We start from the raw sequence: 15092 nt of genomic DNA on the forward strand, positions 1-15092 counted from the left end.
GAAACACCTCATTTGAGCGCGCCACTATTCAACTTTAGATATCACCAAGGTCACTTCAGCCATGGTGATGCCGAACTTGTTAATGTCGCTGCGATTGATAATGGTGTTTTCATCGACTAGAAACATCCAGTCATCAAAGGTTACCTGGTACTCGCTATCATCAACGGGTAACAACATTTCATATTTCCATTGCAGCGCCATGCCGACAGCCTGCCCCTCGGCTTCGCCTAAAATATCATTGGCGGTACCTGAGTATTTTCCGTTACCAAGATCTGTGATGTTCCAAATTCTGATCTGCTTTTCTCCGTCATCATAGACAAACCACTCTTTGATTTCGCCTTGATTACCTTGCCAGCTCGCCAGCATCTCAACAGTAAATCGCCTAGTGACCTTGCCGCTGTAATCCTGAACTGTGCCATGAGCGGTAAGTTTGCCATCAAAGAACTGCTTTAAATCAAGATTTGGAGTCGTACCTTGGTAATCATTTATATCGGAACTTGAGCAGGCCGTTAGCAACAATAAAATAATTGCAGCTATGGCGTATTTAGCTTTACTTAACAGTCGCATGCAAGCTCTCCTAAAAGTTGTTTTCTTAGCTCGGGGCGGCTGGTTGATTCAGATAGCCAAATTGCTAAAAAATCGTCACTAAATCCCTCGGGCATCTGCCCCGCTAACGGCTCACCATTAAAGTAAAACTGGCTAACACCAGAGGCTTGTACGCGTAAAGTCAGCTTATCGCCCTCATTCACATCAGGCCAAATAGACTTGATGGCAGCTAACCATTTTTGTTGGTTTTGTTCACTCACGCCTAGATGCTGCCATTGATCTAAGGTCGCTTCGACTAAGCGCTTGCTTGGAATATCTTGGTAATATTCGATATCTAACACCAGCGGCACCTCACCTTGACTATAATCACCATCTAGCGTGAGTAATTTGGCACGATAAAGTGCAAACCACCACCACTGCATTTCACCGCGGCCGACCTCTTTAAATGAGTCGAAATCAGGCTCTACAGAGGAGTTAGTATTTTGAGTTAAAGCAGCTGTTTGCGTACGCTGACTTTGCAGTGATGCTATTTGGGTTGAATGAGTCAGGTAAGTCGATTCAACCGCTCCTTGATTATGGATTTGTTCTGGTACAACTTCAGCTTTAGATTGCGCATAAGACTGACTAACACACAGCAGGGCTAGGGTTAACATGCCAATTTTAAACGCTGGTAAGTTAAACTTTAGCGCTTTTGGCTTTAGCTCATTTGGTTTTATGCGGCGACAAACAGATTGGGTAAACATGACGACCTTCCTATGCCTGTCACCTCAACGAATTATTTACTGAGTTCGGGTGACATTAACAAACATAGGAAACATTACGAGCCAAACAAAAAACAGGATCAATGCGCTATAAAATACTTCGAATGGCAAAACCACCGCCTCAAAGCGCGCACCAGCGAGATAGCTTAAACAGCCAAAGACCCCGCCAAGTAAAGCATTCAGTTGCCATGATAATTTTTGGGTAAAGCCTAAGCTATAGCGTAATGAGATAGCAAAGTGGCACCATATCAATAACAGCCAAAAAGGGAACTGCTGAAATTGAAATACCCCCGCAAACATTAAGGCATTGTCGAAGGCAAACCCAAATATAGCGATTTTAAGCATCAAGCCAAAATCTTTACGCACAGCGCTAGACAATGAAAAATGCACCAATAATAGCGGGATGGTCAGCCACAATGATGAGTTTAGATACAAGATAGATAACCACCAAACCACTTGAAACATTAGCAGATTGAGTACTACTAAATGCTGCTGCGCAAACTGAATTATGCGGCTCGGCATCATGCTACCTCCAGAAATCACAGTTCACTCACTACTAGCTATTGGGCAGCAAGCGATATCGTGGGCGCACTGCCACTAAATGCACGGTACTGGTGGTTCTTTCTAGAAATCCTCCCTCACAGTAGCTCAAGTAAAACTTCCACATACGAATAAAGTCATCACCGTAACCCAGCGCTTTTATCTGAGGTAGCGCAGCGTCAAAGTTATCGTGCCAATCTTTGAGGGTTTTAGCGTAATCTAGCCCCATATCATCAACCGAGAAAGTGACAAAATCGGTATGCTTGGTAAGCTCGTTCGTCATACGGGTTACCGAAGGTAAACAACCGCCGGGGAAGATATAACGCTGGATAAAGTCAGCCCCTTTACGGTAACTGTCGTATCGTTGATCGGCAATAGTGATAGCTTGGATCAATAAGCGGCCATTAGACTTAAGCAGATGCTGGAGTTTTTTGAAAAAACCAGGCAGGTATTCGTGCCCTACCGCTTCAATCATTTCAATCGATACCACACGGTCATATTCACCAGTTAGTATTCGGTAGTCATCTTTAAGTAAGGTCACTGAATCTTGCAGCCCTTCTTCTGCAACCCGAGCAACCGCATATTCATATTGCGCATCAGAAATCGTGGTAGTAGTCACCTTAACGCCATAATGTTTGGCAGCGTAAATAGCTAACGCTCCCCAACCCGTTCCCACCTCCAATAGAGTTTGCCCAGGAGTTAAATCTAGACGTTCACAAATGGTTTTTAATTTGTGTTGCTGGGCTTCATCAAGAGACGCATCGCTGTGTGGATAAAGCGCGCTTGAATACAACATCTGTTTATCTAAAAACTGCTGGTACATTTCATTACCCAGATCATAGTGCGCCAAGATATTGCGCTTAGAGCCTTGCTGAGTATTACGGTTAAACAGATGAGTTATGCGGCTAAAAGGCGCGGTCAACCACGACAGCTTTTGCTCCAGCTTGTCTAACAACGGCAAGTTACGTGCAAATAGCTGTACCACTTTAGTTAAATCAGGGCTTGTCCAATGGGCTTGAATATAAGCTTCTCCCGCACCGATCGAGCCCGATAAAAGTATTTGTCGGTAAAAACGTGGGTTATTAACAATAATCGTGGCGTGTAAATCAGACTCTTTTGCGCCAAATTCATAGCTTTTATCGCCATCAATTAGGCTTAGATGGCCTTCGGCTAGTCCTGGAAGCGCACTGAGTAACAACTTTCTCGCCAAACTGTCAGGTAGACGCTCAGTGGCCAGATTATTTTTAGTGGTTATATTTTCCATTATCATTTCTCCGCTGGCTTACCGGGATGCCCAACAAAAGGCACACGTTTTATAAATAATTTAAGTGCTTGCCAATAAATTCCTTGTACGATTTTAAGGGTCATAAAAGGAAAACTAATCAGCATTGATTGCAAACTTTTGCCGCTCATCTCACGTTTAAACAAACATAAATTGGCATCAAATAACTTTTGTGTATTGCGATTTTCAATACCAACTCTCACTTCGCTGCTCGGGGCTTTCACTCGCCAAATGTATTTCATATCGAGATCCATAAAAGGCGAAACATGAAACGCTTTGTCGGTTGGCTGAGTATGCTCAAGATTGACCAAGTAATAGTGACGTTGATTCCAAGGTGTATTACTTACCTCAGCTAACAAATACTTTGGCTGGTCACCCTGATAACAAAAAAAGCAATTTATTGGGCTAAAATAGATGCCGAAATGCCTAACTTGACCAACAAATACCACCCGATTGCAGCCTGCCTCAGCGCCTAAATCAGTCACTTTATTTAATACTTTTGTTTTTAAATCTTGCTGTTGTTCGCCACAATTTGCTAAATAATCTTTTTGCTCAAATCGCAATGGTGCAAAGCCCTTTGACGAAAATACCCAACTAACCTCTTCTAATCGTTCCAGTTCATCAAGATCTATGCCCAGCATTGCCATTTGGTAATCAAAACTGTGCTCAGAGGGGCTATAGCGGCGATGCATCACCTTACCGCAGTAAACACCGCTAACAAATGGCACAGCTTTTAACGATGCTTGTGTCATAAACGCATTCCAAAGGCTTCACACACATCAAATGCACTGTGCACACCATCTTCATGAAAGCCGTTATACCAGTAGGCGCCAGCAAAATGGGTGTGGTTAACGCCTGAGATTAATTGCCTTTGCGACTGAGCTTGCAGGCTTTGTTCATTAAAAACCGGATGTGCATAATTAAATGTACGTAATATCTTGTCGGGTGAGATCAACTCAGATTGATTTAGCGTCACACAAAATGTTGGCGTACCAGCAGGTAAACGCTGCAAGATGTTCATGTTATAAGTCACTGAGGCTTGTCGCTGAGTATCGCCATCTAAGCGATAGTTCCAGCTCGCCCAAGCTGCTTTTCGTTTTGGCATTAAGCTTTGATCGGTATGAAGCACCACTTCATTATTTTGATAGGCAAGCTTACTAAGCACTTGCTGCTCATCAGCTGTTGCATCGTCTAACATCGCCAGCGCTTGGTCGCTATGACAAGCTAAAACGACTTCATCAAACTCTTGCCACTCACCGTTATTTATCTGTAATTGCACACAGCCATTGCGCTCATCACCAATAGCACGTTTAATGGCGGTTACTGGGCTGTTTAAATGAATTGAGTCTTTAAAAGGGGCGATTAAGTCGGGAATATAACTGCGTGAACCGCCTTCAAGCACATACCACTGTGGCCTATCGGCAATATTGAGTAAGCCATGATTTTCAAAAAACTGGATAAAAAAGCGCAATGAGAAAGCGCGCATATCGTCAATGCTTGATGACCAAATGGCAGCGCCCATTGGCAGAATGTAATGCTCACTAAAGAAATCACTAAAGCCCTCGGTGTCTAGCAGCTCGCCCAAGGTTTGGTATTGATAATTGTCCGCAGCAAAAGCCTGCTTACAGAACTTATTGAAGCGTAATATTTCACGGATAAATAACCAGAACCTAGGTCTTAAGATATTGCGCTTTTGCGCAAACAGGCTAGACAAAGTATTGCCGTTATACTCAAGCCCCGTTGTTGCATTGTGCACACTAAAACTCATCTCTGTCGGTAAAGCCTTAACATTAAGCCTTGCTAAAAGCTGCTCAAATCTAGGATAAGTTCGGTCATTAAACACAATAAAACCGCTATCAATTGCATACTGTTTACCCTCAAGCTCAACATCAATCGTTGCGGTATGACCACCAATGTAGTCATTAGCTTCAAATACCGTCACATCATGCTTTTGCGATAAAATATGCGCACTAGTTAAGCCTGAGATCCCGGTACCGACAATCGCTATTCTTTTACGCTGTTTGCTATTTTCAACGATATTCATGGGCTCACCTTTTGCTTTTCTTTAGGGTTGGCTTTTTTATCTTTAATTTGCTGCTGATTGCTTTTTGATTGGCTACTTTGCAGCTTACTTTTAGCTGGTAAATCTAATGTACCATCTTCAATCAGACTAGTGTCATCAGACTCTGGTGCGCTACTTAAACGCTCCCAAATGCCACGTGGTAGTAGCGAAATAAACTTTAATAGCAGAGTGAATCGCTTTGGGAAATGGATCTCTCGAACGCCTTTGTGCAAGCCTTTTCGAATCGCAATAGATGCCTGCTCGCTTGTTTGCTGCATCGGCATGGAAAAATCATTTTTGTCCGTAAGAGGAGTTTTAACAAAACCCGGGCAGATAACGCTCACACCGATATCATGAGGTTTTAAATCAATCGCTAAGCTCGATGCTAAATACTGCACCGCGGCCTTTGAGGCACCATAAGCTTCAGCCCGAGGGAATGGCAGGTACACAGCGCTAGAGCCCATCAATGCTAATCTACCACCTTTAGCGATAAGCGGTGTAAAAGCCGCTAAGCAATACCCCATGGCAATCAAATTAGTACGAATAACACGCTCAAACAGTTCGCCGTCAAAATTAACTGCGTCGTTGATATACTCACAACTTCCGGCGTTTAAAATCACTAAATCTAATGGTGCAGAAAGTTTTGATTTGACGATAGCAGCTTGTACTTTAACCTCATCATTATTGGTAATATCGAATACCAATAGCTCGGCACCTTTAAGCTGCGATAGAGCGTGCTGATTACGACCGCAAGCAAATACCTGCCAGCCCTCGGCTTGATAATCTTTTGCTAATTGCATACCTATACCTGAGCTAGCGCCAGTGATCAGCACACTTTGTTGCGGCTTATGCTCTGGTTTTACGACGTTCATTGAGAGGCCTTTGCCTTAACCAGCTTGACCAAGCTTCCTACCAAAGGAATATGTTCGTATAACATAGTGCCGAGGTCGAAAAAGTCCTGATGCTGATAAATTTTGCTGTTTAAGCCAAGAATGCTCACGCCATTAACTGTTATATCGGCGCCAGCATTTAACTTAGAGTGGCTAAATACCATGGTCCACTTTAGGCTTGCAGCGCCCTGCTGATGAATAACCTGATGGATGTCGAAATCAATTGAAGCCACATTCTGATAGAGGTTAGCAAAATAATTGGTCAGTGCAGGTAGGCCCGATACATGATGTAGCGGATCGCTAAATTCGATGTCATCACTGTAAACTTGCCCAAGTAAGTGCAAGTTATCCTTATTAAGCTGCTGATACAAAATGATAAAGCTATCAATAAGTGCTTTTTCCTGCAGCAATTGTGCTTGCAACGCTTTGTCTTGTAATGAGCGATTACCAGCTTGAGCCTCACCCAAAGATGACATATCTGTATTTAGTTGTTCTGCGCTAGCTGTCATCCGAAAATCTCCTTATCTAAATCCACGCTACTGTCGCTACCTACTTGCCGTACTTGTTGAGCTTTAACTTGCAGAGCTTTGGCGCTTCCTTTTTTCATCGCAGACAAAACGGCTATGGCGCGCGTTCTGGCAAACTTATGGTCAACTATAGGAGAAGCATAGTCCGTATCAACAAAAAGTTGTGCTTGAGAGTGTATTTTAAGCTTATGAATTAATTTCAATTCTACACTTTCAAGCTCTGGTAAATAGGTACGGATAAACGCGCCTGTTGGATCAAACTTTTCGCACTGTGAGATTGGATTAAATACTCGAAAATAGGGCTGGGCATCGCAACCCGTTCCAGCGGACCATTGCCAGCCACCATTGTTAGCCGCCAAATCACCATCAATCAGTTTTTGTCTGAAATAACGCTCACCCCAACGCCAATCGACGAGTAAGTGCTTAGTTAAAAAGCTCGCCGTCACCATACGTAGGCGATTGTGCATCCAGCCAGTTTGATTCAGTTGCCGCATCGCAGCGTCCACTAACGGATAACCTGTGCGGCCTTCACACCAAGCTTGGAACTCTTGTTTGTTATTACGCCATTTGATTTGGTCGGCCAAGGCATTAAAGTTGGCACTTTTAGATAACTTAGGAAATGCCACCAGCAAGTGACGATAAAATTCTCGCCAAACTAACTCATTGAGCCAACAGCGCCCAGGGCTGTCATCATGCACTATGGCGTCAGGAGAATGGCTTAGAAGCACTTGAATACATTGGCGAGGACTGAGTATGCCAATAGCAAGATAAGCAGAGAGCTGACTAGTGCCGTCAATGGCAGGAAAATCACGACTAGCTTGATAATCAGCCACTTTATCTTTTGCAAATTGACGCAGCTTGGCTTGGGCTGCCAGCTCACCTACAGGCCAATGGTGGCTACAAGACTTAGCGCAATTAAACTCAACATACTTTGGTGATGGTAATGGCGCAGCTATCGGCTCCGGGCGTGCTAAAGTTTGGATTGGAACTTGCTTTGCAATCTCACGCCATTTTTTAGCAAAAGGAGTAAACACCTTATACATTTCACCCGCCAAGTTAAGCACAGACAAGGGCGCTAAAACACAGTGCTGTTGGCTAAGCTCAAGATCGACTCCAGCCCCAATAACGGCATGATCTCGGCGCTGCTCATTACACTCTGGCTCGCTAGTGGCAAACACTTTGCTGATCTGCCAATAGTTAACGTATTGCGACAGCTGTGCAGGCATCGCCTCGAAGCTATCCGAGTGGCAAATATCCAGTGGGATCCCAAGCTCGGCCAGCTCTATAGCAAGTTGATTAACCTGTCTTTCTATAAAGTCTAACTGAATCGGCGCAGTATCATGTAATGCCCACTGCTCTGGGGTAACAAAGAATATCGCCCGCACTAAACCTTGATGCTCTGCAGCATACTGGCAAGCAGCCACTAGGCTTTGGTTATCATCGAGGCGCAAATCATGCCTAAACCAAACAAGTGCATGACGGCTAATAGAGTGAGTACTGTTCATGTTATTTTTCCGCCTCAACGTCAGACAATATTTGTGGTGAGAATGGCGTTTGGCTGGGAGCCCCGATACCGCAGTGCACCAGCAGTTGCGCCATATCGCAATGCGCCATGCCGAGTGCTTGGTTAACCACTTTGGCGTAACTCCCTACCAGATGCACTTTTGCGCCAGCACTAGTCATAAACTCCTGTAACGCTTGGATTTCAGTTGACGTCATTTGTGGCTGCGGCAGCACAAAGACTTGGCTGCAGCTGAGACGCTGCACGATAAAGTTCAGCTCACTGACACTAGCAACCTTTACCAAGTTATGGTTGACGTGATAGGCCGATAACTCTAACGACATAATCAATGAGTTGATGGGTTTAGCGCCCTGTAACTCAACTAATAAGCAGGGCAGTTGCGCGTCTGCTTGCAGCTGAGCCAATCGTCTTTTAGCGATACGAGCAGACAATTCATCAATCACCCAAGTTTCAATACAAGCGGCATCGGGGCGATCACGTAGTAAGCCTTCAAGTCCATTTAGCCATGGCCAATAAAGGCCATTTTTTAGCACTGAAAACGGGTATAGGCCAGATAGCTCAGTAAGCTTTACGTTGAGCGCCGCGGCATTAAAATCGAGACAAGATTGATTGAGGTATTCAATATGATCTAACCAAAGGTTTTCCTCTTCAGCAGTTAACGCTTGCTTAGCTAAAGGCTTAGCTGCAGCTTTTGTCTGCGAAGCTTTAAGCAGTGGCTTCACTTTGCTAATCGCTACACCTTGGTTTAGCCAAAACAGGATCTCTTCTATTTGGGCTAAATGAGATTCACCGTATAACCTGTGTCCCTTGGGCGTTCGCTTAGGCACAACTAAACCAAAGCGTCTTTGCCACGCTCTCAAGGTAACCGGGTTAACCCCGGTGCGCTGGGCTGCATCACCTATGGTTAACCATATTGCTTCACCCTCAACCTTTTCCATGCTGTACTCCTCGTTAACAATCAAACCTATGGCTAGTAGGCATAACGTAGTTTTAGCTCTTGAGGGTGTGGGTTAAGATACACTTGGTTCTCAATATAGGGAGTTGGAAATTCACGCAGATAGTGGTTGATCAGCGTCATTGGCACCAAGATAGGTTGCAAGCCTTGGTTGTATTTTAAAATCGACTCTGCAAGCTCTGATTTTTGCGCACTCGACAAATGCTTTTTAAAGTAACCTTGAATATGTTGCAGCGCACTGGTGTGGTTTTTTCGGGTCGCTTTAATCTTTAAGATCTGCATAAAGCCGGTAAAGTAGATGTCGGCAATCTTTTCTAAATCGCCGCTCATATCCGCTAGTAATGGCCCAAGCTCGCGATAAAGTTTTGGATTATGTGCCATCAACATGTATTTGTAGCGTGCGTGAAAATCCAAGATATTGCTCTTAGTCAAACCTGACGCTTTTAGCATGTGCCAGTCATGGTAAGCATATACACGAGTAAAGAAGTTCTCGCGGATAGGTAAGTCGTGCAAGCGCCCTTCCTCTTCAACAGGAAGCAGTGGGTAGCGCTCCATCAACTTTCTCGCATAAACACCAATGCCGGACTTCCAACCATTATTCGTGCCATACTTGTATTCAGTGACCCGCTCCATACCGCAGGTTGGGGACTTAGCACATAAAATATAGCCCCCTAAGAAATCAAGCTGCGCGACTTTTTTATCACTAAACTCATTGAGCTTGTCGGTAACATCAACTGAACCGTCAGCGCTTTTGACAAAAATGATATCACCGTCTTTTTCAAGACGAATTGATTTACGAGGCGCTCCCATGCCTATGGCCATTTCTGGGCATACTGGCACATAATCGAAATGTTCAGCGATCTCTTTTCGGCAATAACTTGATGCTTTGTGGCCGCCGTCAAAACGCACTTTTTCGCCGAGTAAGCAGGCACTTATACCGATTTGAATTTTATCTGGATTAAATTGGCTCATAGTCGTACTCCCTTATAGACTTTTCATTACGCCGCATACTTGTACAAGGATCACTTTTTTGTACAAGTTTTAATTTAATCCCAAACCTTATCTCTTTCCAGTGAATTTTAGGCATAAAAAAAGCCAGTTAAAAACTGACTTTTCAATGTATTAGCAAACAAAAACTTATCGTGTTTTATTAGCGAACTTCTCTAAGCCCCATACGAGGAGGATACCGCCGCACATAGCAATAACGGCATATAACAGTAATGATGGTTGCCCTGTGATCTGCTCATACTGCATAGGAGACAAGACACGCTCATCAAGTGGCACCATTTCACCTTTTGAGTTTTCACGAAAAGTCAGCACTTCTTTCCATGGCCAAATTTTACCGAGTGTGCCCAGCATTAAACCAATTAAAAAAACCAAGGTTGCATCATGGAACTTACGCAACAATGCCGATAATACATGGCTAAAACATAAAATACCGATAGCGGCACCTGCGGCAAAAGTGACGATAATACCGATCTCAAAATTCTTAACCGCACCGATTACTGGGGTATATAAGCCCAGTAATAACAAAATAAAGCTGCCAGAAATACCCGGTAAGATCATTGCTGTAATCGCGATACAGCCACCTAAGAATACATTTAAGTAAGTCATCTCAAGCGCTATTGGGTTGAGCATGGTAATGCCCCAAGCGAAAGCCACACCAATTGCGAAAAGTGCCAAACGACCAAAAGTGAACCCTTTAACTTGCTTGAGCATGTGGATCACTGAAATAACAATCAGGCCAAAAAAGAACGACCAAACAGGAATTGGGTGAGTGTCGAGCAAATAAGTGATTAACTTGGCTAAGGTAAAAATGCTGGTCAAGATCCCACCAAACACACACACCAAAAAAGGACCATTAATATGCATAAATGCCGCTTTAATGCCCTTTTCTTTAATGACTCCAAATAAAGACGGATTAATCTTCTTAATGCTTTCAAGTAATGGGTCTAAAATCCCTGCGATAAATGCAATCGTACCGCCAGAGACACCAGGGACCACATCTGCAGCGCCCATTGCCATCCCCTTGAGGTAGGTCTTTAAATAATTCACTTTATTCCTTAATTTACTGAGATGTTTTTAATCGGCCGAAATTATACGTGCCACTTCCTCTAAAAAGAAATGAAATGCAGTTTAATTTTCTGCGCACTAAATAATCGCTGCTAGCAATTGATGTTAATTCAATGTTAACCTCATCCGACCAGTCATAAGACTAATAATCGTTTCAAGTTTGAGTAGCCACAAACTCACAACAGTCGATCACCAAAGGACAAGCAGCAGATGAGCAATACTAATAATAAGCCCACTAAAGTCATGTCGCTATACAATCGCGTTAGCCGCTTGCCTTTTGGTAACAAGATTTTCTCTATTATGGTGAGCCGCATGGCGCCCTACTTCGCCACAGTAAAACCCATCATTAGTGAATTAAATGTGAATCGCTGTGTGTGCTTAATCAAAAAACGTAAAGCGGTACACAATCATATTCAAACTCTACATGTGATTGCTATTTGTAATGGCCTTGAAATGGCCATGGGCGTAATGGCTGAAGCGTCTATTCCATATCACTTAAGATGGATCCCTAAAGGCATGAGTGTCGATTACACCGCCAAGGCTGGCAGTGATATCACTTGTGTTGCCGAAGTAAAGCCTGAACAATGGGTACCCGGTGATATGCTGGTTGAAGTCAACGCTTACGACACCGATGGAGTCGTTGTTGTCAAAGGAACCATCAAGCTGTGGATCTCTGAAAAACCGCCAAAAAAATCTAGTTAGAGCTAGCATAGTCGCTGATGGATAAAAATATCACTTGTCGGTCAGCGTATTCCTGCTATCATTTCGATTATTATAGAAACATATTTATTGATTGAGAGTCAGCATATGGATACCGAAATTGCAGCAAAGGCTTTAAAAGAGCTTGGCCACCCTACCCGTCTTACGTTATTTCGATGCCTAGTTAAAGCGGGCCATAAAGGCTTGCCTGTTGGACATTTGCAAGAAAGCTTACAGATCCCCAATTCAACCTTATCGCATCACCTATCAAGTTTGATGTCTGCGGGTTTAGTTAAGCAACATCGTGAAGGCCGAGTACTACACTGCATTCCTCAGTTTGATTGCTTGGAAGGCCTGATCCAGTTTTTACAAGAAGAGTGCTGCAGCGAAGAGTCTTGCTAACACGCCTAGTAATAAACGCCTTCACTGACCATAAGACGAATTGGTAAGTTGAAAGCACAAGCTGACCCAAAAACAGATTGTAAATAGAAGCAGATAGAACTCGATGACGAAAGCGGCCATAACACTTGGAACAATCGACTGCTGGGATGATGCAAAGGGCTTTGGTTTTATCCAAATCTCAGGGCAAAAGCAGCAAGTATTTTTACATATATCAGCTTTAGCCAATAAAAACCTACGACCTCAAGCGGGAAACCGAGTCCAATTTCATAAAATTAAAGATAAGCAGGGTAAGTGGCGAGCGCAGCAAGCACAATTACTCAGTGGCGGCGCGGTAAAATCGAACCGGAAAATAACCAGTGCACACAATCGATTCAACATTGGTCTCGCGCTAGGCTTTATCAGTATCTTGAGCATCGCCTATTCACAACAACACGTCCCACTCTGGCTATTAATCTACTTTATCTCTGTAAGCCTAGTGACGTTTATCGCCTATGGTTGGGATAAGCGCTCCGCACGTAAAAATCGCTGGCGCGTCAGTGAATTTAAGCTACATCTATTAAGTTTAATCGGCGGCTGGCCCGGCGCATTACTGGCTCAGCAGTGGCTCAGACACAAATCTTCTAAAGGACGATTTAAGCTTGTTTTATGGATGAGCATCGGCGTTAACTTGGCTCTTACGTATTTAATCTATTGGTCCATGCAAAACGGAGCGTTCTAATCTAACGTCATCCTCCCTAGGTAAATTTACCTCTTGTTGGGAATTAGCTATGATGTGCGGTCAAATCAAAACAAGGTGTTTCAAAATGAAAGTGGTTTTAGCTGCTGTAGTGATTGCATGTGTGGTGTTTTACTTTTTTACGTCGATGAATAACCAGAAAGCGGCCAAAGAGAATATCGAAATTGGCAGTGCATTTTTAGCTGAAAACAAGCTAAAAGAAGGCGTAACAACCACAGCTTCTGGCTTGCAGTATCAAGTGCTTGAGCCGGGTACTGGCACTGTACATCCCAAAGCCAGTGACACTGTAACAGTGCATTATCATGGCACCTTAATCGATGGCAGTGTATTTGACAGCTCAGTTGAGCGCGGTGAGCCAATCGCATTCCCACTTAACCGCGTAATTAAAGGCTGGACCGAAGGTGTACAGCTGATGGTTGTGGGTGAAAAAGCGCGTTTCTTTATTCCAAGTGAGCTTGCTTACGGAAACCGCAGTGCAGGCAAAATTGCTGGCGGTTCGACGCTAATTTTTGATGTTGAGCTAATCAGTATCGACTAACTCGAATTGGCTATTTGCCCTATAAAAAAAGCCCGAATGGATAACCATTAGGGCTTTTTTGTTGTATGCAACAAACATTTATCTAATTCAGCCTCGTTACTGATAACGAGGCAAGCGACTATACGCTTAGATTACGTTTGGATTACGCTTCGTAACCAAATGGATCGTCGATTGAATGTGCTGGCTTAGTGAACCATACTGGGCCACTTTCACTCATATAGAAGTGATCTTCATGGCGTACACCGAACTCGCCCGGTACACATAGCATAGGTTCATTGCTGAAACACATACCCACTTCTAATGGCGTATGATCGTTCAATACCAAGTATGGCCATTCGTGAATATCTAGACCTACGCCATGACCAGTACGGTGCGGTAGACCTGGCACATCGTAACCCGGGCCAAAACCAGCAGCTTCAAGCACATCACGGGCGGCGCGATCAACACTCGCACAAGTAGCGCCAAGCTGAGCCGCTTCAAAACCTGCAATTTGTGAGTCTTGCTCAAACTGCCATAACTCACGTTGACGTGGGCTAGGCTCACCAAAAACGTAAGTACGGGTAATATCAGAGTTATAGCCAAACAGCTGGCAACCTGTATCTATCAATACGGTGTCGTTAAGCTCTAGTGCTTTAGGTGACTTAACGCCGTGCGGATAAGCACTGTCTTCGCCAAAAAGCACGATACAGAAGTATGAACCTGCTGGAATACCCACTTTAATATGAGCCGCATTAATGAATGCTTCCACTTCGCTAGTAGTGATGCCTTCATGCAAAATCCGCGCTACCGCTTTATGTACTTCCATTGTCATATCTTTAGCGCGTTGTAGAAGACTAAGCTCAACTGCCGACTTAATCATACGACAACCTGCAGTAACAGGTTTAGCGTTGACATAGTTATACTGTGGATGCGCTTGACGCACGCCATCAAAAATAAAGAACGCAGCAGACTCATCGATACCGATATTACCCGAATCAATCCCCATGTTCGCCAGTACATTACCGAACAATGCAAACGGGCTTTCATCTTCTTGCCAAGTGTTAACCTTGCCGCCAATGACCATGTAACCGTTTAACGTATCAACTTCAAATGCTGGAGCGATATATTCAACGTCACCTTTTGCAGGAAGAATAGCACCTACCATACGCTCGCTAGCATACCAACGAGTACCAGTGTAATAGTAAAGGTTAGTGCCTGCATTGAGGTAAATAGCAGCAATTCCCTGCTCACTCATGATGGCTTGCGCCTTAGCGATACGAGCTTGATACTCTTCACGACTAATTGGCTCAACACCTTGAGTCATGTCAGTTAACTTTACTAATTCCTGCTCTGCGGTAGAACCGCCAACACCTATGGTCATATGCTTACCCTTTACTTTTAATTATTTAAATCTAGAAAAACCGAGTCCATGTAGAAGCAACATCAGGCAATATCTATTGTTTCAATCACAATGGCACACTTAATATGACCCACTTTCTAGCATAAAATATACAATCAGTCAGTAATTAATCAGTAAAAGCGCAAATAATTACTGATACAAACACCGCAATGCTAACGCC

Annotated in this window: 17 protein-coding genes; 4 read left to right on the plus strand and 13 right to left on the minus strand. The window is 43.8% G+C overall.

The window, feature by feature from the left end:
• Positions 1-24: 24 nt before the first annotated feature.
• The 12 genes from K5Q73_RS08275 to K5Q73_RS08330 form a co-directional block, all read right to left on the minus strand.
• Positions 25-567, minus strand: a complete 543-nt coding sequence (locus tag K5Q73_RS08275) for a DUF3833 domain-containing protein (protein WP_220761222.1) — start codon at positions 565-567, stop codon at positions 25-27.
• Complete coding sequence (locus tag K5Q73_RS08280) at positions 555-1289, minus strand: chalcone isomerase family protein (RefSeq protein ID WP_220761221.1); 735 nt, start codon at positions 1287-1289, stop codon at positions 555-557. Before K5Q73_RS08280 ends, K5Q73_RS08275 begins: the two co-directional genes overlap by 13 nt.
• A 36-nt stretch (positions 1290-1325) precedes the next feature.
• Entirely contained in the window at positions 1326-1832 is a 507-nt protein-coding gene (locus K5Q73_RS08285; protein WP_220761219.1) for a DUF2878 domain-containing protein, read from the minus strand.
• A gap of 31 nt (positions 1833-1863) precedes the next feature.
• Complete coding sequence (locus K5Q73_RS08290; protein WP_220761217.1) at positions 1864-3111, minus strand: cyclopropane-fatty-acyl-phospholipid synthase family protein; 1248 nt, start codon at positions 3109-3111, stop codon at positions 1864-1866.
• Positions 3112-3113: 2 nt separating this feature from the next.
• The gene (locus K5Q73_RS08295) at positions 3114-3881 is read right to left on the minus strand and encodes a DUF1365 domain-containing protein (RefSeq protein WP_220761215.1); all 768 of its coding nucleotides are present in this window, start codon (positions 3879-3881) and stop codon (positions 3114-3116) included.
• Complete coding sequence (locus K5Q73_RS08300) at positions 3878-5173, minus strand: NAD(P)/FAD-dependent oxidoreductase (RefSeq protein WP_220761213.1); 1296 nt, start codon at positions 5171-5173, stop codon at positions 3878-3880. The genes K5Q73_RS08295 and K5Q73_RS08300 overlap by 4 nt, the downstream gene beginning before the upstream one ends.
• Positions 5170-6063 (minus strand): SDR family NAD(P)-dependent oxidoreductase, encoded by an 894-nt coding sequence (locus tag K5Q73_RS08305; protein WP_220761211.1) that lies wholly within the window; start codon positions 6061-6063, stop codon positions 5170-5172. The genes K5Q73_RS08300 and K5Q73_RS08305 overlap by 4 nt, the downstream gene beginning before the upstream one ends.
• Positions 6060-6590 carry a nuclear transport factor 2 family protein gene (locus K5Q73_RS08310; protein ID WP_259650749.1) on the minus strand — a complete coding sequence of 177 codons (531 nt, stop codon included), beginning with the start codon at positions 6588-6590 and terminating at the stop codon, positions 6060-6062. Before K5Q73_RS08310 ends, K5Q73_RS08305 begins: the two co-directional genes overlap by 4 nt.
• Positions 6587-8113, minus strand: a complete 1527-nt coding sequence (gene phrB, locus K5Q73_RS08315; protein ID WP_220761209.1) for a deoxyribodipyrimidine photo-lyase — start codon at positions 8111-8113, stop codon at positions 6587-6589. Before phrB ends, K5Q73_RS08310 begins: the two co-directional genes overlap by 4 nt.
• A 1-nt stretch (position 8114) precedes the next feature.
• Positions 8115-9068 (minus strand): MerR family transcriptional regulator, encoded by a 954-nt coding sequence (locus K5Q73_RS08320; RefSeq protein WP_220761207.1) that lies wholly within the window; start codon positions 9066-9068, stop codon positions 8115-8117.
• A 32-nt stretch (positions 9069-9100) separates the two neighbouring features.
• The gene (locus tag K5Q73_RS08325; RefSeq protein WP_220761204.1) at positions 9101-10057 is read right to left on the minus strand and encodes a DUF523 and DUF1722 domain-containing protein; all 957 of its coding nucleotides are present in this window, start codon (positions 10055-10057) and stop codon (positions 9101-9103) included.
• Between the two features lie 165 nt (positions 10058-10222).
• Positions 10223-11140, minus strand: a complete 918-nt coding sequence (locus K5Q73_RS08330) for a DUF368 domain-containing protein (protein ID WP_220761202.1) — start codon at positions 11138-11140, stop codon at positions 10223-10225.
• Between the two features lie 228 nt (positions 11141-11368).
• Here K5Q73_RS08330 and K5Q73_RS08335 point away from each other — a divergent pair, with 228 nt between their 5' ends.
• From K5Q73_RS08335 to K5Q73_RS08350, 4 genes are all read left to right on the plus strand, one after another.
• The gene (locus K5Q73_RS08335; RefSeq protein ID WP_220761200.1) at positions 11369-11860 is read left to right on the plus strand and encodes a hotdog fold domain-containing protein; all 492 of its coding nucleotides are present in this window, start codon (positions 11369-11371) and stop codon (positions 11858-11860) included.
• Positions 11861-11965: 105 nt separating this feature from the next.
• Positions 11966-12259: a helix-turn-helix transcriptional regulator gene (locus K5Q73_RS08340; RefSeq protein WP_220761198.1), complete on the plus strand. Its 294-nt coding sequence runs from the start codon at positions 11966-11968 to the stop codon at positions 12257-12259.
• 103 nt (positions 12260-12362) lie between these two features.
• Complete coding sequence (locus K5Q73_RS08345) at positions 12363-12977, plus strand: cold shock and DUF1294 domain-containing protein (RefSeq protein WP_220761197.1); 615 nt, start codon at positions 12363-12365, stop codon at positions 12975-12977.
• 85 nt (positions 12978-13062) lie between these two features.
• A complete protein-coding gene (locus K5Q73_RS08350; RefSeq protein WP_220761195.1) occupies positions 13063-13533 on the plus strand; it encodes an FKBP-type peptidyl-prolyl cis-trans isomerase in 471 nt (156 codons plus the stop codon).
• 142 nt (positions 13534-13675) lie between these two features.
• On the opposite strand, the gene K5Q73_RS08355 is transcribed toward K5Q73_RS08350, so the two are convergent.
• Positions 13676-14893 carry a Xaa-Pro peptidase family protein gene (locus tag K5Q73_RS08355; RefSeq protein ID WP_220761193.1) on the minus strand — a complete coding sequence of 406 codons (1218 nt, stop codon included), beginning with the start codon at positions 14891-14893 and terminating at the stop codon, positions 13676-13678.
• Positions 14894-15092 lie beyond the last annotated feature (199 nt).

It is taken from the genome of Shewanella sp. MBTL60-112-B2 (assembly GCF_019655055.1).
Lineage (GTDB): Bacteria > Pseudomonadota > Gammaproteobacteria > Enterobacterales > Shewanellaceae > Shewanella.

Bases quoted from the DNA above. Each gene is read 5' to 3' on its own strand.
- K5Q73_RS08275 (WP_220761222.1), bottom strand. From the start codon at position 567: ATGCGACTGTTAAGTAAAGCTAAATACGCCATAGCTGCAATTATTTTA.
- K5Q73_RS08280 (WP_220761221.1), bottom strand. From the start codon at position 1,289: ATGTTTACCCAATCTGTTTGTCGCCGCATAAAACCAAATGAGCTAAAG.
- K5Q73_RS08285 (WP_220761219.1), bottom strand. From the start codon at position 1,832: ATGATGCCGAGCCGCATAATTCAGTTTGCGCAGCAGCATTTAGTAGTA.
- K5Q73_RS08290 (WP_220761217.1), bottom strand. From the start codon at position 3,111: ATGGAAAATATAACCACTAAAAATAATCTGGCCACTGAGCGTCTACCT.
- K5Q73_RS08295 (WP_220761215.1), bottom strand. From the start codon at position 3,881: ATGACACAAGCATCGTTAAAAGCTGTGCCATTTGTTAGCGGTGTTTAC.
- K5Q73_RS08300 (WP_220761213.1), bottom strand. From the start codon at position 5,173: ATGAATATCGTTGAAAATAGCAAACAGCGTAAAAGAATAGCGATTGTC.
- K5Q73_RS08305 (WP_220761211.1), bottom strand. From the start codon at position 6,063: ATGAACGTCGTAAAACCAGAGCATAAGCCGCAACAAAGTGTGCTGATC.
- K5Q73_RS08310 (WP_259650749.1), bottom strand. From the start codon at position 6,590: ATGACAGCTAGCGCAGAACAACTAAATACAGATATGTCATCTTTGGGT.
- phrB (WP_220761209.1), bottom strand. From the start codon at position 8,113: ATGAACAGTACTCACTCTATTAGCCGTCATGCACTTGTTTGGTTTAGG.
- K5Q73_RS08320 (WP_220761207.1), bottom strand. From the start codon at position 9,068: ATGGAAAAGGTTGAGGGTGAAGCAATATGGTTAACCATAGGTGATGCA.
- K5Q73_RS08325 (WP_220761204.1), bottom strand. From the start codon at position 10,057: ATGAGCCAATTTAATCCAGATAAAATTCAAATCGGTATAAGTGCCTGC.
- K5Q73_RS08335 (WP_220761200.1), top strand. From the start codon at position 11,369: ATGAGCAATACTAATAATAAGCCCACTAAAGTCATGTCGCTATACAAT.
- K5Q73_RS08340 (WP_220761198.1), top strand. From the start codon at position 11,966: ATGGATACCGAAATTGCAGCAAAGGCTTTAAAAGAGCTTGGCCACCCT.
- K5Q73_RS08345 (WP_220761197.1), top strand. From the start codon at position 12,363: ATGACGAAAGCGGCCATAACACTTGGAACAATCGACTGCTGGGATGAT.
- K5Q73_RS08350 (WP_220761195.1), top strand. From the start codon at position 13,063: ATGAAAGTGGTTTTAGCTGCTGTAGTGATTGCATGTGTGGTGTTTTAC.
- K5Q73_RS08355 (WP_220761193.1), bottom strand. From the start codon at position 14,893: ATGACCATAGGTGTTGGCGGTTCTACCGCAGAGCAGGAATTAGTAAAG.